Annotated in this window: 9 protein-coding genes; 4 read left to right on the plus strand and 5 right to left on the minus strand. The window is 62.0% G+C overall.

Annotated features, from left to right (window positions below; genetic code table 11):
• Window positions 1-109 precede the first annotated feature (109 nt).
• The 3 genes from IVA93_RS23290 to IVA93_RS23300 all read left to right on the plus strand — a co-directional run bounded on the left by IVA93_RS23290 (window position 110) and on the right by IVA93_RS23300 (window position 7,142).
• Window positions 110-1,969 (plus strand): HAD-IIIC family phosphatase, encoded by a 1,860-nt coding sequence (locus IVA93_RS23290; RefSeq protein WP_247485104.1) that lies wholly within the window; start codon window positions 110-112, stop codon window positions 1,967-1,969.
• Window positions 1,956-2,198 (plus strand): acyl carrier protein, encoded by a 243-nt coding sequence (locus tag IVA93_RS23295; RefSeq protein WP_247369087.1) that lies wholly within the window; start codon window positions 1,956-1,958, stop codon window positions 2,196-2,198. Before IVA93_RS23290 ends, IVA93_RS23295 begins: the two co-directional genes overlap by 14 nt.
• 309 nt (window positions 2,199-2,507) lie before the next feature.
• Complete coding sequence (locus IVA93_RS23300; protein ID WP_247789240.1) at window positions 2,508-7,142, plus strand: DUF4082 domain-containing protein; 4,635 nt, start codon at window positions 2,508-2,510, stop codon at window positions 7,140-7,142.
• 150 nt (window positions 7,143-7,292) lie between these two features.
• Here IVA93_RS23300 and IVA93_RS23305 read toward each other — a convergent pair whose 3' ends face one another.
• The 4 genes from IVA93_RS23305 to IVA93_RS23320 form a co-directional block, all read right to left on the minus strand.
• Window positions 7,293-7,907: a transglutaminase-like cysteine peptidase gene (locus tag IVA93_RS23305; RefSeq protein ID WP_247369083.1), complete on the minus strand. Its 615-nt coding sequence runs from the start codon at window positions 7,905-7,907 to the stop codon at window positions 7,293-7,295.
• An 855-nt stretch (window positions 7,908-8,762) separates the two neighbouring features.
• The gene (locus IVA93_RS23310) at window positions 8,763-10,076 is read right to left on the minus strand and encodes an HlyD family type I secretion periplasmic adaptor subunit (protein ID WP_247369082.1); all 1,314 of its coding nucleotides are present in this window, start codon (window positions 10,074-10,076) and stop codon (window positions 8,763-8,765) included.
• Entirely contained in the window at window positions 10,073-11,890 is a 1,818-nt protein-coding gene (locus tag IVA93_RS23315; protein WP_247369081.1) for a type I secretion system permease/ATPase, read from the minus strand. Before IVA93_RS23315 ends, IVA93_RS23310 begins: the two co-directional genes overlap by 4 nt.
• A 210-nt stretch (window positions 11,891-12,100) precedes the next feature.
• Entirely contained in the window at window positions 12,101-14,593 is a 2,493-nt protein-coding gene (locus IVA93_RS23320; protein ID WP_247369079.1) for an Ig-like domain-containing protein, read from the minus strand.
• Window positions 14,594-15,349: 756 nt separating this feature from the next.
• Between IVA93_RS23320 and IVA93_RS23325 the strand changes: the two genes are divergently transcribed.
• On the plus strand, window positions 15,350-16,312 hold the full coding sequence (locus tag IVA93_RS23325; RefSeq protein ID WP_247369077.1) for a class I SAM-dependent methyltransferase: 963 nt from the start codon (window positions 15,350-15,352) through the stop codon (window positions 16,310-16,312).
• A gap of 26 nt (window positions 16,313-16,338) precedes the next feature.
• Here the strand turns inward: IVA93_RS23325 and IVA93_RS23330 are convergent, their stop codons facing one another.
• Window positions 16,339-17,163, minus strand: coding sequence for a polysaccharide lyase domain-containing protein (locus IVA93_RS23330; RefSeq protein WP_247369075.1), 825 nt, complete (start codon window positions 17,161-17,163; stop codon window positions 16,339-16,341).
• Window positions 17,164-17,165 lie beyond the last annotated feature (2 nt).

The following is a 17,165-nucleotide window of genomic DNA, read 5'->3' on the forward strand; positions in this document are numbered from 1 at the left end:
TTGACCCACCCTTTATCATGATTTAATTTGGCCGACAATCAAATGATGCCGCCTTCGCTGGGGGAGACCCGCTATTCTCGCTGCTGCACCCGTCTTGCCGGACCGGCCCGTGAATGACGCCGAACTCAAGTCCATGGCGCTGTCCGGCGATGCCGCGTTCTGGGGGCATCTCGCCGCCCGCTCGCGGCACGCGGCGAGCTTTTCCGAACTGTTTTTTCTGTCGACGCTTCGAAAAAAGGCCAAGCTGCACGCGGCCGAGAGTGTCCAGCCAAGACTCCGCCTTGCCTTGATCGGCGGCTACAACCTTTATCCGTTGCACGAACTGGTCGAACATCTCCTGGCCGTTCGCGGCGTCGCGTGCGAACGCTTCCTCGGCGAGTACGATAATTTCGTCTCGGAGGTCCTCGACGACTCGAGCCCGCTGTACGCCTTCAAGCCGGATATCGCCTTCATTCTGCCGAACGGAAGCCGCTGCCGGTTTTCCGGCTCGCTGCTCGATGCCGTGGAAAGCCAGCGCGAAGCTGCAGTTGGCGCCGCGGAGCACCTCCTCGATCTGGCGCGGACCTTCATCGCACGTTCCGGTGCGGCGGTAATTCTCGCCAATCTTGCGCTGCCCGCCGAGCTCGGGCTCGGCTCGTTCCGTTCACGCACGCTTGGCGCCGATTGGAGTTTCTGCAAAGCGGTGAACCTCGAGCTCGGGCTCCGGGCGCCAGCCGAGGTGCAAATCTGCGACCTCGAGTTCCTCTCGGCACGCCGAGGGATCACGGCCGCTGAGGATGCGCGAGCGTGGTATGAATCGAAGCAGCTCGGCTCACCTGATTTTCTGGTGGATGTCGCACAAGAGCTCAGCCATTTGATCGCCTCCCGTAAGCAAGGCCCTAAGAAGGTGCTGGTGCTCGATCTCGATCACACGCTCTGGGGCGGTGTGATCGCGGAGGACGGCATCGAGGGAATCGAGCTCGGCGACTCCTCGCCCCGCGGCGAAGCTTTCAAGGCCTTCCAGAAATACCTCCTTGCGCTTTCCGAGCGCGGCGTGCTGCTCGCGGTCTGCAGCAAGAACGACCATGCGCGCGCGGTCGAGGTCTTCGAGAAGCATCCCGAGATGGTTCTCCGCCTGGAGCATTTCGCGGCCTTCAAAGCCAATTGGGACCCGAAGTCCGATAATTTGCAGCGGATCGCGGATGAACTGCACCTCGGCCTCGACAGCTTCGTCTTCGCCGACGACAATCCGGCGGAGATCGAGATCGTGCGCCAGTTTCAGCCCCTGGTCGAAGGCGTGCTCCTCGGGCCGGACCCCGCCGAGTTCATCGGCCGCCTCCAGGCCGGACGCCATTTCGAGCCGGGGAACGTCACGGAGGAGGATCTCGGGCGGACGGCGCAGTACAGGCAGGAACGGCGACGTACGGAGCTCGCGGCGAGCGTGACCGACATGCCGGCCTACCTCGCCTCGCTCGAGATGCGGGCTACGATCAAGGAGTTCGACGCGCTCGACCTGCCCCGCATTGCCCAGCTGATCGCGCGCAGCAACCAGTTCAACCTGACGACGGCCCGTCGATCCGAAGCCGAGATCCAGGGGCTCCTGAGCAGACCGGACTACCGGTGCTTCACGATGCGGCTCGAGGACCGGTTCGGTGATTCCGGCCTCATCTCCGTGGTCATCGCAAAGATCGAGGACAGCGTCCTCGTGCTCGACACCTGCCTCATGAGTTGCCGCGTGCTCAAGCGCCAGGTCGAGGACGAGATCATGAATGAGATTTTCCGGCTTGCGGAGCTCGCCGGCTGCGCAAGGGTGCGCGGCGTCTATCTTCCGACAGCCAAGAACGGGATCGTCGCCGGAATCTACGAGGCGTTTGGCTTCGTGCGTACGGAAGACTCCGCCGCCCGAAAAGAGTTCGAGCTGGAAGTGGGGAAGTATCAGGTGCATTCGACAAAGATACGCGTAACCCGGAGGGCTTATGAAGCAGGCTGAAGTACTGGCGAAGTTGCAGGAGGTATTCGACGGAATCTTTCTCGAGAAGGTCGCGGCCAAGCCCGAGCTCTCGGCGGCAGACGTCGAGGAGTGGGATTCGCTCATGCAGATCTCGCTCGTCATCGCCGTCGAGCAGAAGTTTCGCGTACGATTCCGTGTTGGCGAGGTCGAGGCGGCGCGGACCCTGGGTGAGTTCGCCGATCTGATCGCGAAACGGATGGAGCCATAAGAGCTGGACGGCGAAGGTAGAACGCGGGAATACGCGGTGCGCCACCCGCTTTTAGTGTCTCGCGCCCCGAGCTGCCGGCGTACGCGGTACCGCTTCGCTAAACCTCCAGCGGGAAGCCCCACCAGGCCGTTGTTCATGCGCCGAGGCCAACAGCGAACACACCCTTCAAGAGAAGTTGACATCCGTGCACACGCGGGTTGCTTCACAAACGGAATAAAAGGTGAGACAAATAAGTATATTATCAAACCATTTAACTTCGCCTTCCGTGAAATCACCAAGTGCAGGAATCGACTTGCGCGGGAGAACAAAATGGCCAGTTTGTTCACGACCCAGACGCCGTCCATCACCAATGCCACCGACGGGCCAGGGGCGGATTATGAGCTGGGAATGCGCTTCACCGCGGACGCTTCAGGCACGATCCAGGCGATCCGATACTACAAGGCTTCGAACGAGACTGGCACCCATGTCGGCCACATCTGGTCGGCGACGGGCCAGGAGCTGGCGACTGTCACGTTCACCAATGAAGGCGCATCGGGCTGGCAGCAGGCGACCCTTGCCACGCCGCTCACCATCGCGGCCGGCACGACCTACGTGGTCTCGGTCAATATCAACAGCTACTACGTCTCCACCACGCAGGGCTTCGCGTCCGGCATCAGCAATGGTGGCCTCAATGCTCCGGTCGGCGCCGGCGTCTTCGACTACACCGAGGGCGTCTTCCCGACCAACGTCTATCAGAATGCAAACTACTTCCGCGACGTCGTGTTCGCTGCGAGCGCGACCAACCCCAACAACCACCCCGGCACGGTGAGCATCAGCGGGACGCCGACGCAGAACCAGACCTTGACCGCGACGGTGAGCGACGCCGATGGCGTGCCGGGCAGCATCGCCTATCAGTGGCAGCGAAGCACGGACGGCAGCACGTGGACCAACATCACCGGCGCGACGGCGAGCACGCTGGCCCTCACGCAGGCCCAGGTCGGCAGCTTCATACGTGTCAACGCCGTCTACACGGACTCCCTGGGCAGCAGCGAGACCCCGGTGAGCGCCGCGACCGCCACGAAAGTGGCCAACGTCAACGACGTCGGCGTCGTCACGATCAGCGGCACGGCAACCCAGAACCAGATGCTGACGGCCAGCGTCGCGGATCCCGACGGCGTCCCGGCGAGCATCACCTATCGCTGGCAGAGCAGCCCCGACGGCACCACCTGGACGAATCTGTCCGCCACGACCTCGAGCCTCACCCTGGACAGCAGCCTGGTCGGCAAGCGGATCCGGGTCAATGCCACCTACACCGACCAGCTCGGCACCGCCGAGAACGCAACCAGTGCGGCCACGGCAACGGTCGGTGCTGCGAGCGCCACGACCACCCTGTTCACCACCCAGACGCCGGTCAACACCAATGCCACCGACGGGACCGGGGCGGATTATGAGCTGGGAATGCGCTTCACCGCCAACACGCCCGGCACGATCCAGGCGATCCGGTACTACAAGGCCTCGAACGAGACCGGCACCCATATCGGCCACATCTGGTCGGCAACGGGCCAGGAGCTGGCGACCGTCACGTTCACCAATGAAGGCGCATCGGGCTGGCAGCAGGCGACCCTCGCCACGCCGCTCACCATCGCGGCCGGCACGACCTACGTGGTCTCGGTCAATATCAACAGCTACTACGTCTCCACCACGCAGGGCTTCGCGTCCGGCATCAGCAATGGTGGCCTCAATGCTCCGGTCGGCGCCGGCGTCTTCGACTACACCGAGGGCGTCTTCCCGACCAACGTCTATCAGAATGCAAACTACTTCCGCGACGTCGTGTTCGCTGCGAGCGCGACCAACCCCAACAACCACCCCGGCACGGTGAGCATCAGCGGGACGCCGACGCAGAACCAGACCTTGACCGCGACGGTGAGCGACGCCGATGGCGTGCCGGGCAGCATCGCCTATCAGTGGCAGCGAAGCACGGACGGCACCACGTGGACCAACATCACCGGCGCCACGGCGAGCACGCTGGCCCTCACGCAGGCCCAGGTCGGCAGCTTCATACGTGTCAACGCCGTCTACACGGACTCCCTGGGCAGCAGCGAGACCCCGGTGAGCGCCGCGACCGCCACGAAAGTGGCCAACGTCAACGACGTCGGCGTCGTCACGATCAGCGGCACGGCAACCCAGAACCAGATGCTGACGGCCAGCGTCGCGGATCCCGACGGCGTCCCGGCGAGCATCACCTATCGCTGGCAGAGCAGCCCCGACGGCACCACCTGGACGAATCTGTCCGCCACGACCTCGAGCCTCACCCTGGACAGCAGCCTGGTCGGCAAGCGGATCCGGGTCAATGCCACCTACACCGACCAGCTCGGCACCGCCGAGAACGCAACCAGTGCGGCCACGGCAACGGTCGGTGCTGCGAGCGCCACGACCACCCTGTTCACCACCCAGACGCCGGTCAACACCAATGCCACCGACGGGACCGGGGCGGATTATGAGCTGGGAATGCGCTTCACCGCCAACACGCCCGGCACGATCCAGGCGATCCGGTACTACAAGGCCTCGAACGAGACCGGCACCCATATCGGCCACATCTGGTCGGCAACGGGCCAGGAGCTGGCGACCGTCACGTTCACCAATGAAGGCGCATCGGGCTGGCAGCAGGCGACCCTCGCCACGCCGCTCACCATCGCGGCCGGCACGACCTACGTGGTCTCGGTCAATATCAACAGCTACTACGTCTCCACCACGCAGGGCTTCGCGTTCGGCATGAGCAATCAGGGCCTGAACGCCCCGGTCGGCGCCGGCGTCTTCGACTACACCGAGGGCGTCTTCCCGACCAACGTCTATCAGAATGCAAACTACTTCCGCGACGTCGTGTTCGCCCCGTCCAACGTCATCGCGCTCCTCAACACGTCCACGATCTATGTCAGTGAAGCGGCCGGCACGGCCACCGTCACCGTCACACGCTCCGGCGACCTCTCGTCGCAGAACACCGTCGAGTACACGACGAACGAAATCGGCACCGGCGGAAGCGCGACGGCAGGATCGGACTTCATCCAGCCCACCTTCAACGGTCGGGCGAACACCGGCCAGATCGTCTTCGCACCGGGCGAGAGCACGAAGAGCTTCACCATCCCGATCGTCAACGATCAACTGACCGAAGGCAACGAAACGTTCGCCATCGGCCTTCAAAATCCCGGCTCCGGCTCCCTCGGGGCTCCACGCACTGTGCTCGTAACCATCGTCGACGACGACTCACCCGCCTCGATCGCTATGGCGGACGTCGTGATGAGTGTCGCGGAGAGCAGCCCGACGGCGACGATCACGCTGCTCCGCAGCGGCAACGTCAGTCAGGCAGCCACGGCCGGCTTCACGACGAGCAGCGGCAGCGCACTCGCAGGATCCGACTACACGACCACATCCGGCACGGTGACCTTTGCTGCCGGCCAGGTGAGCCAGACCATCTCGGTGCCGATCATCAATGATGCGACGCCGGAGAACGACGAGACCTTCACCATCACCTTGAGCAATCCGACGGGCGCCACGCTTGGCGCTCAGGCGACAACGACCGTGAAGATCCTGGACAACGACAACCCCGCTCTCGGCAATCTCGTGGGCGAGACGGCCGTCTCGGGCCTGAACCAGCCTGCGGCGATGGACTGGACTCCCGACGGCCGCTACATGCTGGTCGCGCAGAAGGACGGCGTGGTGCGGGTGGTGGACAACGGCACATTGCGATCGACTCCGCTCATCGACCTTTCGAGCGAGGTCAATGATTTCGGTGATCGCGGGCTGCTGGGGATCGCGGTGAATCCGAATTTCGCAAGCAACCACTATGTCTACCTGCTCTACACCTACGATCCGCCCGAGACGGCGGGCCAGAGCGGCCTTGCTGCCGCCGATCAGGGCGGCAACCGGCCTTGTCGTCTGGTGAGGGTTACTGTCGACCCCACCACGATGATCGCCAATCCGGCCAGCGAAGTGGTGCTGGTCGGCAAGAACAGCACCTGGGCCTATACCAGCCGTCCCGACGCGAACAGCGGCGGCGATCCCAGCATCGTTCCCTCCGGGATCGTCAACGGCACCACGATCACGGCTCCCGCCAGCCAGATCGAGACAGGAGCGCAGGACAACGATCCGGACAGAGCCGGCATCCAGAACCAGAACATCCGCGACTATCTTGCGACCGACAGCGATTCGCATTCGATCGGCGCCGTTCATTTCGGCCCCGACGGCTACCTCTATATGACGGTCGGGGATGGCACATCGTACAACTTCGTCGATCCCCGCGCAGTGCGGGTCCAGGACATCCACAATCTCTCGGGCAAGCTGTTGCGGATCGATCCTGTCACGGGCGAGGGAGCGCCGGGCAATCCGTACTATCAGGCCGGCGATCCAAACAGCAATCAGTCGAAAGTGTTCTACTACGGCGTCCGCAACGCGTACCGCTTCAGCTTCGATCCCGTCACGAATCTGCCTGTGCTCGGAGACGTGGGCTGGAATAATTGGGAAGAGCTCAATACGGGGCCTGCCGGCTCGAACTTCGGATGGCCCTACTTTGAAGGTCCGAACAAAACCGCCAGCTACCAGAACCTCTCGCAGGCGATCACCTTCTACAACAATGGCAACCGCAACAATTTGTCCGACCCGCCTGCGGTGTTCCCGATCCTGCCTCTCAGCCACGGCGCACCGGACGGCTTCCATGTGATCACCGCGGGAGATTTCTACAATCAGAACACGATGTTCTTCGACGACGTCTACAATGGAACGATTTTCGCCGCGACGCTGGATGCGAACCGGCAGGTCGCAGGCGTCCAGTTGGTGGACAACGTGCCAGGCGTTGTGGACATGCAGAAGGGGCCCGACGGTTGGGTCTATGGTGCCGATATATATGACGGCACGATCCGACGTTGGGTGGACCCCTCGGCCGCCGGCAACGTGGGCCTCGCGGCGTCATGACCATGAGTGCGCCGGCAGAAGGTGCCCCACTTGTGAGACTTGTATAGATCTGTGGGGCACGACAGAGCCGATGCCCTCACCGCACTTGCATGCTTGTGACAGGTCGTCCCGCCGGCGCAGTTCCGCATGATTCCGGCGACATGACAGGAGTCATGCTCGCGGGCGGCCAATCGTCGCCCACAGTCGGCTGTTGCTCGGCATCTGCATCCGGACCCAGCCATATGGCACTTGCGACCAGGACTTGATCTCGGACGCCAGATTATCGAGGACCAGATCGCCGGTCCTGGCGCGCACCACCAGCACGAGGTGATGGTCTCCAGAACTGGTGACCACCTCGCTCAATAGCAGGGCCCGCGCGGGCCAGCCGCGTTGCAGCAGCTCGTGACGCTTGCTCACTGCGTAGTCGTTGCAATCACCGCGATCGGGGTTAACGATCCACTGCTCACCTGCAAGGCCGAGTTCATTGGGCTGCGGAGCAATGGCGCGGTTCACGGCGCGATTGACTGCTTTCAGCTCTGCCCATCGTTCCTTGGTCAAACGGACCGGCCCGCCGCGGAAGAAGCGCCGCGGGCGACACTCGGCCTCATAGCGCATGCAGAACATCGTATAGCTGAAGGGCGGAAGCGTCGGGCGTCCCCGCTCGATATGCGCAAGAGCCGCTTGCGGAGTCCCTGGTGCGGTCAGCAATGCCGCACCCGCCCACTGAACGCCTCCGATCATAACAGCCAAGACTGCCGCGACGACCGGTCCCGAGGCTCGCTGCATCTGCCGATCCTCCTGCGAACGCCAAACCAAGCCCGGATTCACTGCTCAGCGCGGCCGCCCCGGTCGTGGGAACGATCAACCGCCTGTATTATATTATTTAATACCAGTTAAATTTACTGGCAATAATAAGTTAAGAATTAACTCGGCGAAGATGTCGCACGCAGACAGCTACCGGATGCCCGCGGCCTGCCGAAGTGAATGAAATGGAGCGAGAAGTTCCGATCGGCTCGGGGGTCCCGATGGATGGCCCGTCAAGCATGGTGCGGGACATGCGCGCGCATCCGCGCACCATCCAACATCTTAACGCCACATATAATTTTGATTGTTGATTTAATTATCACCGAGGCCCAATCCTCAAACCGCACTTCCCGGGGGCAGGACGGATTTCACATGCAGGATGAGTTGCTCGTCATTCTGGGGGCTGAAGCTACGATACTTGTCTTCGTCGCCGCGATGACCCTGTACGCCGGGCAAATGGATGTTCTGAGCGGACGCTCGTTCGAGCGATCGGTGGTCTCGCCTACGGGCAACAGGCATCCGTTACGGCCGATCCGCCGAAAGCAGCGCGATCTGCTGCGGCTGATCAGGAGGTGGGGCGGCCTCACTACGTTCGCGTTCGCCCCGCTAAATCTGCTGCGGCGACCTGACATCGCCAGAACGCTGCGGTGGAGCGTTCAAACCAGCCCCCAGACTCTATCTCGGCGCGTGATGCGCTTTCGTCGGTCGGGCACGCCCGCTGCCGACGCGTCCGGCCGCCCAGCCCTGCTTTCAGAGGCTTGTTCGCAACGCCGGCGCCCAGGGATAGGGCGCCGGCGCCGAATGCGGCGGTCGAGCGCTGCTTTCTTCCGCGAAGACTCAGCGCTCTTTGAACGCGCGACCCGCCTGATCCTGCAGCGGCTTGAGCAGGTAGGACAGCGCGGTCCGGCCAGCCGTCTTGATGAAGACCTCGACCGGCATGCCGGGCAAGAGCTTGGCCGACCCAAGTTTCGCCAGCTCTGCCGGCTTCAGCAGGACACGGCCCGTGTAGTAGCTCGTGCCGGCGCGCTGATCCTGGGTAATGTCTGCCGAGACCATGCTGACCTGGCCGTCGATTTCGGGCGTGGTCTTTTGGTTGAACGCTGCGAACCTCATTGTCGCGATCTGCCCCACATAGACCTGGTCGATGTCGCGCGGTGCGATCTTGACCTCGACCGCAAGCGAGTCCGCATCCGGCACGATCAGCATGATCTGCTCGCCGGGAGAGATCACACCTCCGACCGTGTGGACGCTCAGCTCGTGGACGCGGCCGGATTGGGGAGCCCTGATCTCGATCCGATTCAATTGATCCACCGCCGCGGTTTTGCGCTCGCCCAGTTCGGAGAGTTTGGAGCGCGTCTCGATCAGGTCCTTGCCGACTTCCGTCCGTAGGTCCTGGTCGACTTGAATGATCTGGAGTCCGATTTCCGAGATCTTGCCCTTCGACTGAGCAATCATTCCCGCAAGCTGGCTGCGCTCGCCTTCGATGCGGGCTGAGTCGCGCTCAAGAGCGTTAAGGCGCGTGATCGGCACCAGATTCTTCTGCCAGAGGCTGCGCACGCCCTCCAGCTCCTGGCGGATGAATTCGACTTCCTTCTGCTTGGCCTCGGTCTGGCCCGTGTAGCCCTTGATCTCGTTCTCCAGCTGCGCGCCTTTCTCCTGCAACTGCGCTTTTTGGCCGCTCCGCGCCTGACGACGCAGCTCGAACAGCTTCCGCTCCGCGGTGATTGCACGATTGGCCTCGGAGTTGCTCTCCTTGGCCCGATCGAGCAGCACCTTGGGAAACACGACCTGGTCGGCTCCATCGCGCTCGGCCTCGAGACGAGCCTGTCGCGCGAACAGCTCATCGATGCTGTTGGTGACGATCGTCGCATTGGCGAGCGTCTGGGTCTCGTCGAGGCGGATCAAAACGTCCCCTGCATTGACCCGGTCGCCTTGCCGCACGCGCAACTCTCCGACGATGCCGCCAGTGGCGTGCTGGACCTTCTTGACGCTCGAATCCACCACGACCACGCCCTGGGCGATCACCGCGCCCGACAACTGGGTCGTCGTCGCCCAGCCGCCGACCCCAAAGGTCACCAGAGCGAACATGATCATCCCAACGATCATGTAACGCTGGATGGACTGCAACGCCGGCGCTACCTGAGCGTTCATCGGCCGCCTCCTTGAGCTTCCGCGACGACCTTGAGCGGCACCGGATTCCGCAACACTCTCTTGAGGACCTCCTCTCTCTTGCCGAAGGACTGCACCTTGCCTTCGCCGAGGCACAAGACATGGTCCACGCCTTCCAGCGCCTTCGGCCGATGCGCGACAACGGCGACGATCCCGCCGCGGCGGCGCACGTTCAGGATCGCCTCGGTCAAGGCTTCCTCGCCCTCGGCATCGAGATTGGAAGAGGGTTCATCAAGCACGACCAGGAAAGGCTTGCCGTAAAAGGCGCGCGCAAGCCCGATACGCTGCCGCTGCCCCGCCGACAGCGCCAGCCCTCCCTCGCCGATCTTCGTGCTGTAGCCGTCCGGAAGGGAGAGGACGAGGTCGTGGGCGCCCGCGGCATGGGAGGCTTCCAGAACAGCGGCGGCGGTTGCGTGCGGGTCGAAGCGCGCAATGTTCATCGCAATGCTGCCGTCGAACAATTCCACGTCCTGGGGCAGATAACCGATGTGCTTGCCGAGGGCGTCCGACGACCAGTGATCGAGGGCCGCGTTGTCGAGCCGGATCCGGCCTCGAATGCACGGCCACACACCAACCAGCGCACGCGTCAGCGTCGACTTGCCGGATCCGCTCGGACCAATGATTCCGACCGCCTGGCCGCTCCGCAGCTGGAACGACACTTCGCTCAGGGTTGCCCTTTCGGCGTTCGGTGCGCCGATATAGAGGTTCTCGGCGGTGAGGGTTTCGACAGGCGCAGGCAATGCCAACCGCTCCTCCTCGTGAGGCAGAAGCTTCAGCAAATGATCGAGCCGCTGTCCCGATTGCCGCGCGGCGACAAATCCCTTCCAGTTCGCAATGGCCATTTCGACGGGCGCCAAGGCCCGCGCGGTGAGGATCGATCCGGCAATGATGATGCCGGCCGTCGATTCCTGGTTGATGACGAGGACGGCGCCAACGGCAAGAACCAGCGATTGCAAGATCGACCGGAAAACCTTGGAGGCACCACCGAGTCCGTTTGCGACATCGCTGGCCCGTTCATGGGCCGCGAGGTACTTCGCGTTGACATCCCGCCAACGCAAGGCTGCCTGGAGCCGCATGCCCATGGCCTGCAGAACTTCGGCATTGCGCCGCCCCTCGAGCGCGAGGGCAGTTCGCGAAACGGCGAGACGCGAGCTCGCCTTTGCCGGGCCGCGGGTGCGCGTTTCCGTGAGCACGGTAATGCCGACCAGCACCAGTGCCCCGACCAGCGCAGTGACGCCAATCCAGAAGTGAAAGAGGAAGCAGACGCCGAGATAGATCGGCATCCAGGGTAGATCGAAGAGCGCCGTCGGCCCTCCGCTCGACAGGAAGCTGCGGACCTGATCGAGGTCCCGCACCGGCTGCAGGCCGTCGCCATCCGCTCTGGTCTTCAAAGGCAAGCGAACAAGCGCGTCGAAGATGCGAACGCCGAGACTTTCGTCGAGATACCGGCCGACCCGGGCGCTGATCCTGCTCCTGACGAGGTCGAGCCCGCCCTGAAACAGGTAAAGCACCGTGGCCAGAACCATCAAGGCGACCAGCGTCGGTATGCTGCGTCCGGGCAGCACCCGATCATAGACTTGCAGCATGAAAAACGAGCCGGTGAGCATGAGCAGATTGCTCATCCCGCTGAAGGCCGCGAGTGCCCAGAAAATCCGGCGGCAAGACCGCAGGAAATCCGACAACTCTGACTGCGAGTCGTCATAGTGATCCACCGGTCGGGGTCGACCGGCGAATATCCGTTGCCGCAACGCTTCGATCAGGCCCTTTGCCCGGCCGATCAGTTGCGGCGTCCGCATTTCGGCCTCTTCCGCCCACTGCCGTCCGGCCGTCCAGAGTCCTGATATGTGGAGAAGTGGTATTCGATAGAGATTCGCGGGCGGGGGGAATACCCCCCGCCGTCCAAAGTCAATCATGGTAGCCGCCCTTGAACCATGCCTTTGTCGGAAGATCCCCCAAGAGATCCCCAAGGCAGTTGTTGAGTACTACTCCGTGTGGAAGTCCGTACCTTACGCAAAGTGGAAGTCGTTGCTGGTCAACCCGCCGAGCTTGGCGTTCTTCAGCGTAAGCGTATCGCTCCCGGTCGCGATCACGACGTCGGCGCCCGACTGAGTCGCGTGGGAGAGAACGCTCGCAAAACTGTCGAACACACTCTTGCTGAACTCGATCGTGTCGTGCGCAGGACCGCGGGCAACGAACCCCTTGACGACGTCGTTGCCGAAGTTCGCGGCAAACGAGAAAGTGTCGGCCTGGCTGCTGCCAACGAAGGTGTCATTGCCTGAAGTACTCTTCAGGGTCGTGTTGCCTGCCGAGGCGACGAACGTACTGCTCGCAGTAGCAGCGGTGCTAGTGGTTGCGGTGGACGACGTAGCTACGCTGGACGTACCGATCTGCCCGTCACCGTTCAGATCCTGATGGAAGCCGGTCTCGAGTGACTTGAGGCCGGAGTTCGTACCCGACACGGAGCCGCCCGAGGCGGAGCCGGTCAGGGAGCTGACATGGGAGACGTAGTTGCCGTTGTTGTCGACGTTCCAGGCCGTGTACTGACCCGTGCTCGCCTCCTTCCAGGCAACCTGATAGCCCGTCGCCGTTTTCTCCGCACCAATGGGAGTCCAGGTGCCATCTGACCCGCTCACGAAATCGGCACCGCCATCCTTCAGCGAGGGGCCCGTTCCGCTGCTGCCGTTGAGGTAGAATTTGCCGCCACTCTCAACGAGACTTGTCACACCAGCCGACTCGACGACCTTGCCAGTGGTCGGCGCTGGCGACGTCGGTGCGGTGGCCGTGGACGTACCGATCTGACCGTCACCGTTCAGATCCTGATGGAAGGTGGTCTCCAACGATTTCAGGCCGGAGTCCGTACCCGACACTGAGCCGCCCCACGTTGACCCGGTCAGGGTGTCGACATGGGAAACGTAGTTGCCGTTGTTGTCGGTGTTCCACGCCGTGTACTGACCGGTGCTGGCCTCCTTCCAGACAACCTCATAGCCCGTCGCGGTCTTCTCCGCACCAATCGGTGCCCAGGTGCCATCCGCCCCCTTCACAAACGCCACACCGTCATCCTTCAGCGTGGGGCCCGATCCGGTGCTGCCGTTGAGGTAAAATTTGCCGCTGCTCTCAACGAGAGTTGTCGAGCCAGCCGACTCGACGACCGTACCGGCAGTCGGCGACGTGGGCGCGGTCGGCGACGACGGTGACGTCGGCGAGGTCGGGGCCGAGTTGCTGATGCTCGCCGCGAACGCGGTGGACGCCGTGCCGGTGTTGCCTGCCGCGTCCGTTGCCTTGGCGGTGAGGATGTGCGAACCGGCTGCTAGGGCAGCGCTGGTGTAGCCCCAAGCGCCACTGCTGTCGGCCGTGACGGTCCCGATCTGTGTCGTGCCGTCGAATACCTTGACGACGCTGCTCGCTTCCGCCGAGCCCGACAACACCACCTGATTGGCACTGTTCACCGTATGGCTGGCCATGGTCGGCGCAGTCGGCGCTTTGGTGTCGACGGTGATTGCCAACGCAGACGACGCCGCGCTGGTCTGACCGGACGAGTCGGTCGCGGTTACGGTCAACGTGTGCTTGGCGTCAGTCAGGACCTTTGTGATGTAGTCCCAATTGCCGCTCGAGTCCGCGGTGGCCGAACCGATCTGGGTCGTACCATCGTAGAACTTGACCGTGCTGCCTGCAGCAGCGGACCCCTTCAACTCGATGGTGTTGTCGCTGGTGATCTTGTCACCAGCGGTGCCGCTATCGGTCGAGAACGACGCGATGACGGGAGCGGATGGTGCAGTCGGGGCTGAGTCCGAGCCGCTGTTCGCCGACGTGTTGAGGGTCGCGACCAAGGTCCCGCTGTCATCGACATTGCCGGTGTAAACCGGGGAGTTGCCGGTGAATGCGGTCGGGCCCCAATAACCCCCGCCCACATGATTGTTCGTGACCGACACTCCCGTGACCGATCCGCCGTCGAACTGGGCCGAGCTGTAGATGTTGTAGCCACCTCCGTACAGCAGGTTGTTGTCGACAGTGACGTTCGAGACGGGCCCGAAGTAGTTGTCGATCATGATCGCAGCCGTTTGGGTATGGTCATTGATGACCGTGTTATGGCTGATTGTGATGTTGGAGTTCTTCCCGTCGATCGAGATGCCGTCATAGTGCGGAGATCCCGACGCGATCATGTCGTGGATGTAGTTGTCCTGGATGAGGGTATTCCCTCCATCCACCCCGATCCCGTTTTCGACGTTGTAGATGTTGTTGGCGATGAACTTCCCTTGACCCATGATTCCATAATCGCCGTCGTTGCCCGAGCCGACGCCATTGATCTCATTGTGCTGGACCACCGCCCCGGTCACGCCCGCCGCAACCCTCACGGCGTAGAACGCGTCGGTCGTAACCTTGCAGTTCTCCAACGTGACGTTCGGAGCGTTGATGAAGACCGATCCATGGATGTCGAGGCCGCTGATCACGGCGCCCGCCGTGTTGATTACGAGATCTCCGTAGTAAGGAGTGAGGGTCACGCCCGCCGACACTCCAGTGTTCGTAGCATCAGGCCACGCAGTCGTCGTTGCCAAGATATATGTCTCCTTCGCAGTTAAATCGAACGTGGGCGCATCATGCCCAAAGGCGCGCCACGGGCCGTGTCATGATCCATCAGCGGGGGCTTTTTTGGGACGAGACGGGGGCGCGACTAGGGTCATTTTTGGGGTCCAACGCTCGGCTTAATTCAGCGGCGATTAAAAAAACCCGAAGCAACTCCGCCATATAAGCTGCGCCACATTGCGAGTGTTCGCGCGTTGCCACAAGAGCACACTGCGAACTTATTCACTTCAATCTTCGTCAGCGCCGGCAGAGAGGGTCATGCCCATCCATCAGCACGGGGCGCCCGGCATTTTCCAATTTAATTGGCGATATATAATCCCTGCCTTCAGCAAAGGATTACTGGCAAGAACGCTCGTGGCCACACCTCACGAGATGTGGCGTTCGAAGGAGCCGCTTGGAGGGCCTGATGTTAAATCGCGCGCGGATTTATCCCGCAATCGACCGCCGCTCACGCCAGGCTCGCTGCGTTGTCGCCAAAGCTACGCTGAAGATGCCCTTTCCGGCAGGCAAAGAGCCCAGGCGGCCCCGTGTTTTTACGGCCCGGACGAACTGGAGGGATGGCCGTGGTCTGGACGGTGGAATGGCAATGGGCCACAATATTCTCGTGCATCGAGATGGAGCGTTATCGGACCGCTGATTGCCCTCGTTTTCTTCGTTCAGATCGGAAGTGATCCATGCACTATTTCCGCAAGTCTGTTTACAGAATACTTGATCTGGTTTTGGCGCCGTTCATTCTGCTTTTTGCGCCGCTTGCAATCCTCGTGAGTCGCCTTCGTGATCGAGCCCCCTTGTCGAGGTCTGTCTGCGACAGATTTCAGTTCGCCATTGTGCGGCATCACTACTACGAGCCCATCGTTTTTCCGGCAGACCTGAAGCGCGACCTTGATCTGCCGAGGCAAATAGCCGGACTGAACCTGAACGAAGCGGCACAGCTCGCTCTGATCGCGCAATTCAACTACCGGGACGAACTACTCGCAATTCCGGTCCATCAAAAAGGCCTGGGCGAATTTGGCTACCACAACGGCTCCTTCGAGCCTGGAGATGCCGAATTTCTTTATAATATGATCCGTTGCTTCCGACCCAAACGCATCATCGAGGTCGGCAGTGGAAATTCGACCCTCATGGCCCGCCTCGCGATAGCGGCGAACAGGAAGGACGATCCACGATATCATTGCGAGCAGATCTGCATTGAGCCGTTTGAGCAGCCGTGCCTCGAATCGACCGGCGTGACGGTTTTGAGAAAAAAGATCGAGTGCTGTCCCGACAGCCTGTTCGAGACGCTGGACGAAAATGACATTCTCTTTATCGACTCATCTCACATGATCCGGCCGCAGGGTGACGTGCTGCACGAATACCTGCACGTGCTCGGCCTGCTCCGCCCCAATGTGATCATCCATGTCCACGACGTCTTCACGCCGCACGACTATCCCGCTCAATGGATACTTCGCGACCGCTGGCTGTGGAATGAACAGTATCTACTCGAGGCGTTCCTGAGCTTCAACCCGCATTTCGAGATCATTGGCGCTGTCAATTGGCTCGCCCGTTCCCACAGAGACAGGCTGAACGACGCATGTCCGGTTCTGATGCGCGAACCCTCGCGCCAGCCCGGTTCGTTCTGGTTCAGGCGGGTGGCATAGGCAGGAGGCCCGAAGCCAGGCACTGATTACCTCGGGCCGGCACGGCGGCCTGTCGCGTCATCGACATTTTCTCGCCAGACCGGGACGTTCTTCACAATCGAGCTATAGCCCCACTTGCCTCTGCCCATCCGGTTGTTCGTAAAAGAAACCCCATCGACCGCCCCGCCATTGAATTGCGCCGAGCTGTAGACCGTGTAACCGCCGCCTATCAGCAGGTTGCCGTCGACTTCAATATTCGAGATCGGTCCGAAATAATTGTCGATCATGACCGCCGAGGTCTGCGTGTGCGCATTGATGACCGTGTTGTGCCTGATGACCACGTTGGAATTGCCGCCATCGATCGAGATGCCATCGTAATGCGGAGAACCGGACGCAAGGAGATCGTGAATGTAGTTATCCTGGATGAGCGTATCGGACCCGGACACGCCAATTCCGTTCTCGACATTATAGATGTTGTTTCCGACAAACGTACCCTGGCCAACGATGCCGTACGAACCATCGTTGCCGGAGCCGACGCCGTTGATCTCGCAATTCCGGATCACCGTGCCCGTTACGCCCGGCTCGATTCTCACGATGTAAAACGACGCGGAAGTCACTCGGGAGTCCGTCAACGTCACGTTCGGCGCCTTGATGTAGACGCGGCCTGCAATGTCGAGGCCTGAGAAGGTCGCGCCGGCCTGATCCGCCACGACGTCGCCAAACGGCGTCAGTTTCGCGTCCGGCCGCACTCCCGTATTCGTTTCGTTGGGCCACTCGGACCTGTCGCGCTCGGCCGCGCGTGCAGCAACTCTGGCTTCGAGGCTCGCTACCGCAAGCAATAGAAGCGCCTGAACAAGGATCGGCTGCCGCATCT

Origin of the sequence: Bradyrhizobium sp. 155, from assembly GCF_023101105.1 — a bacterium.
Taxonomy (GTDB): domain Bacteria; phylum Pseudomonadota; class Alphaproteobacteria; order Rhizobiales; family Xanthobacteraceae; genus Bradyrhizobium; species Bradyrhizobium canariense_D.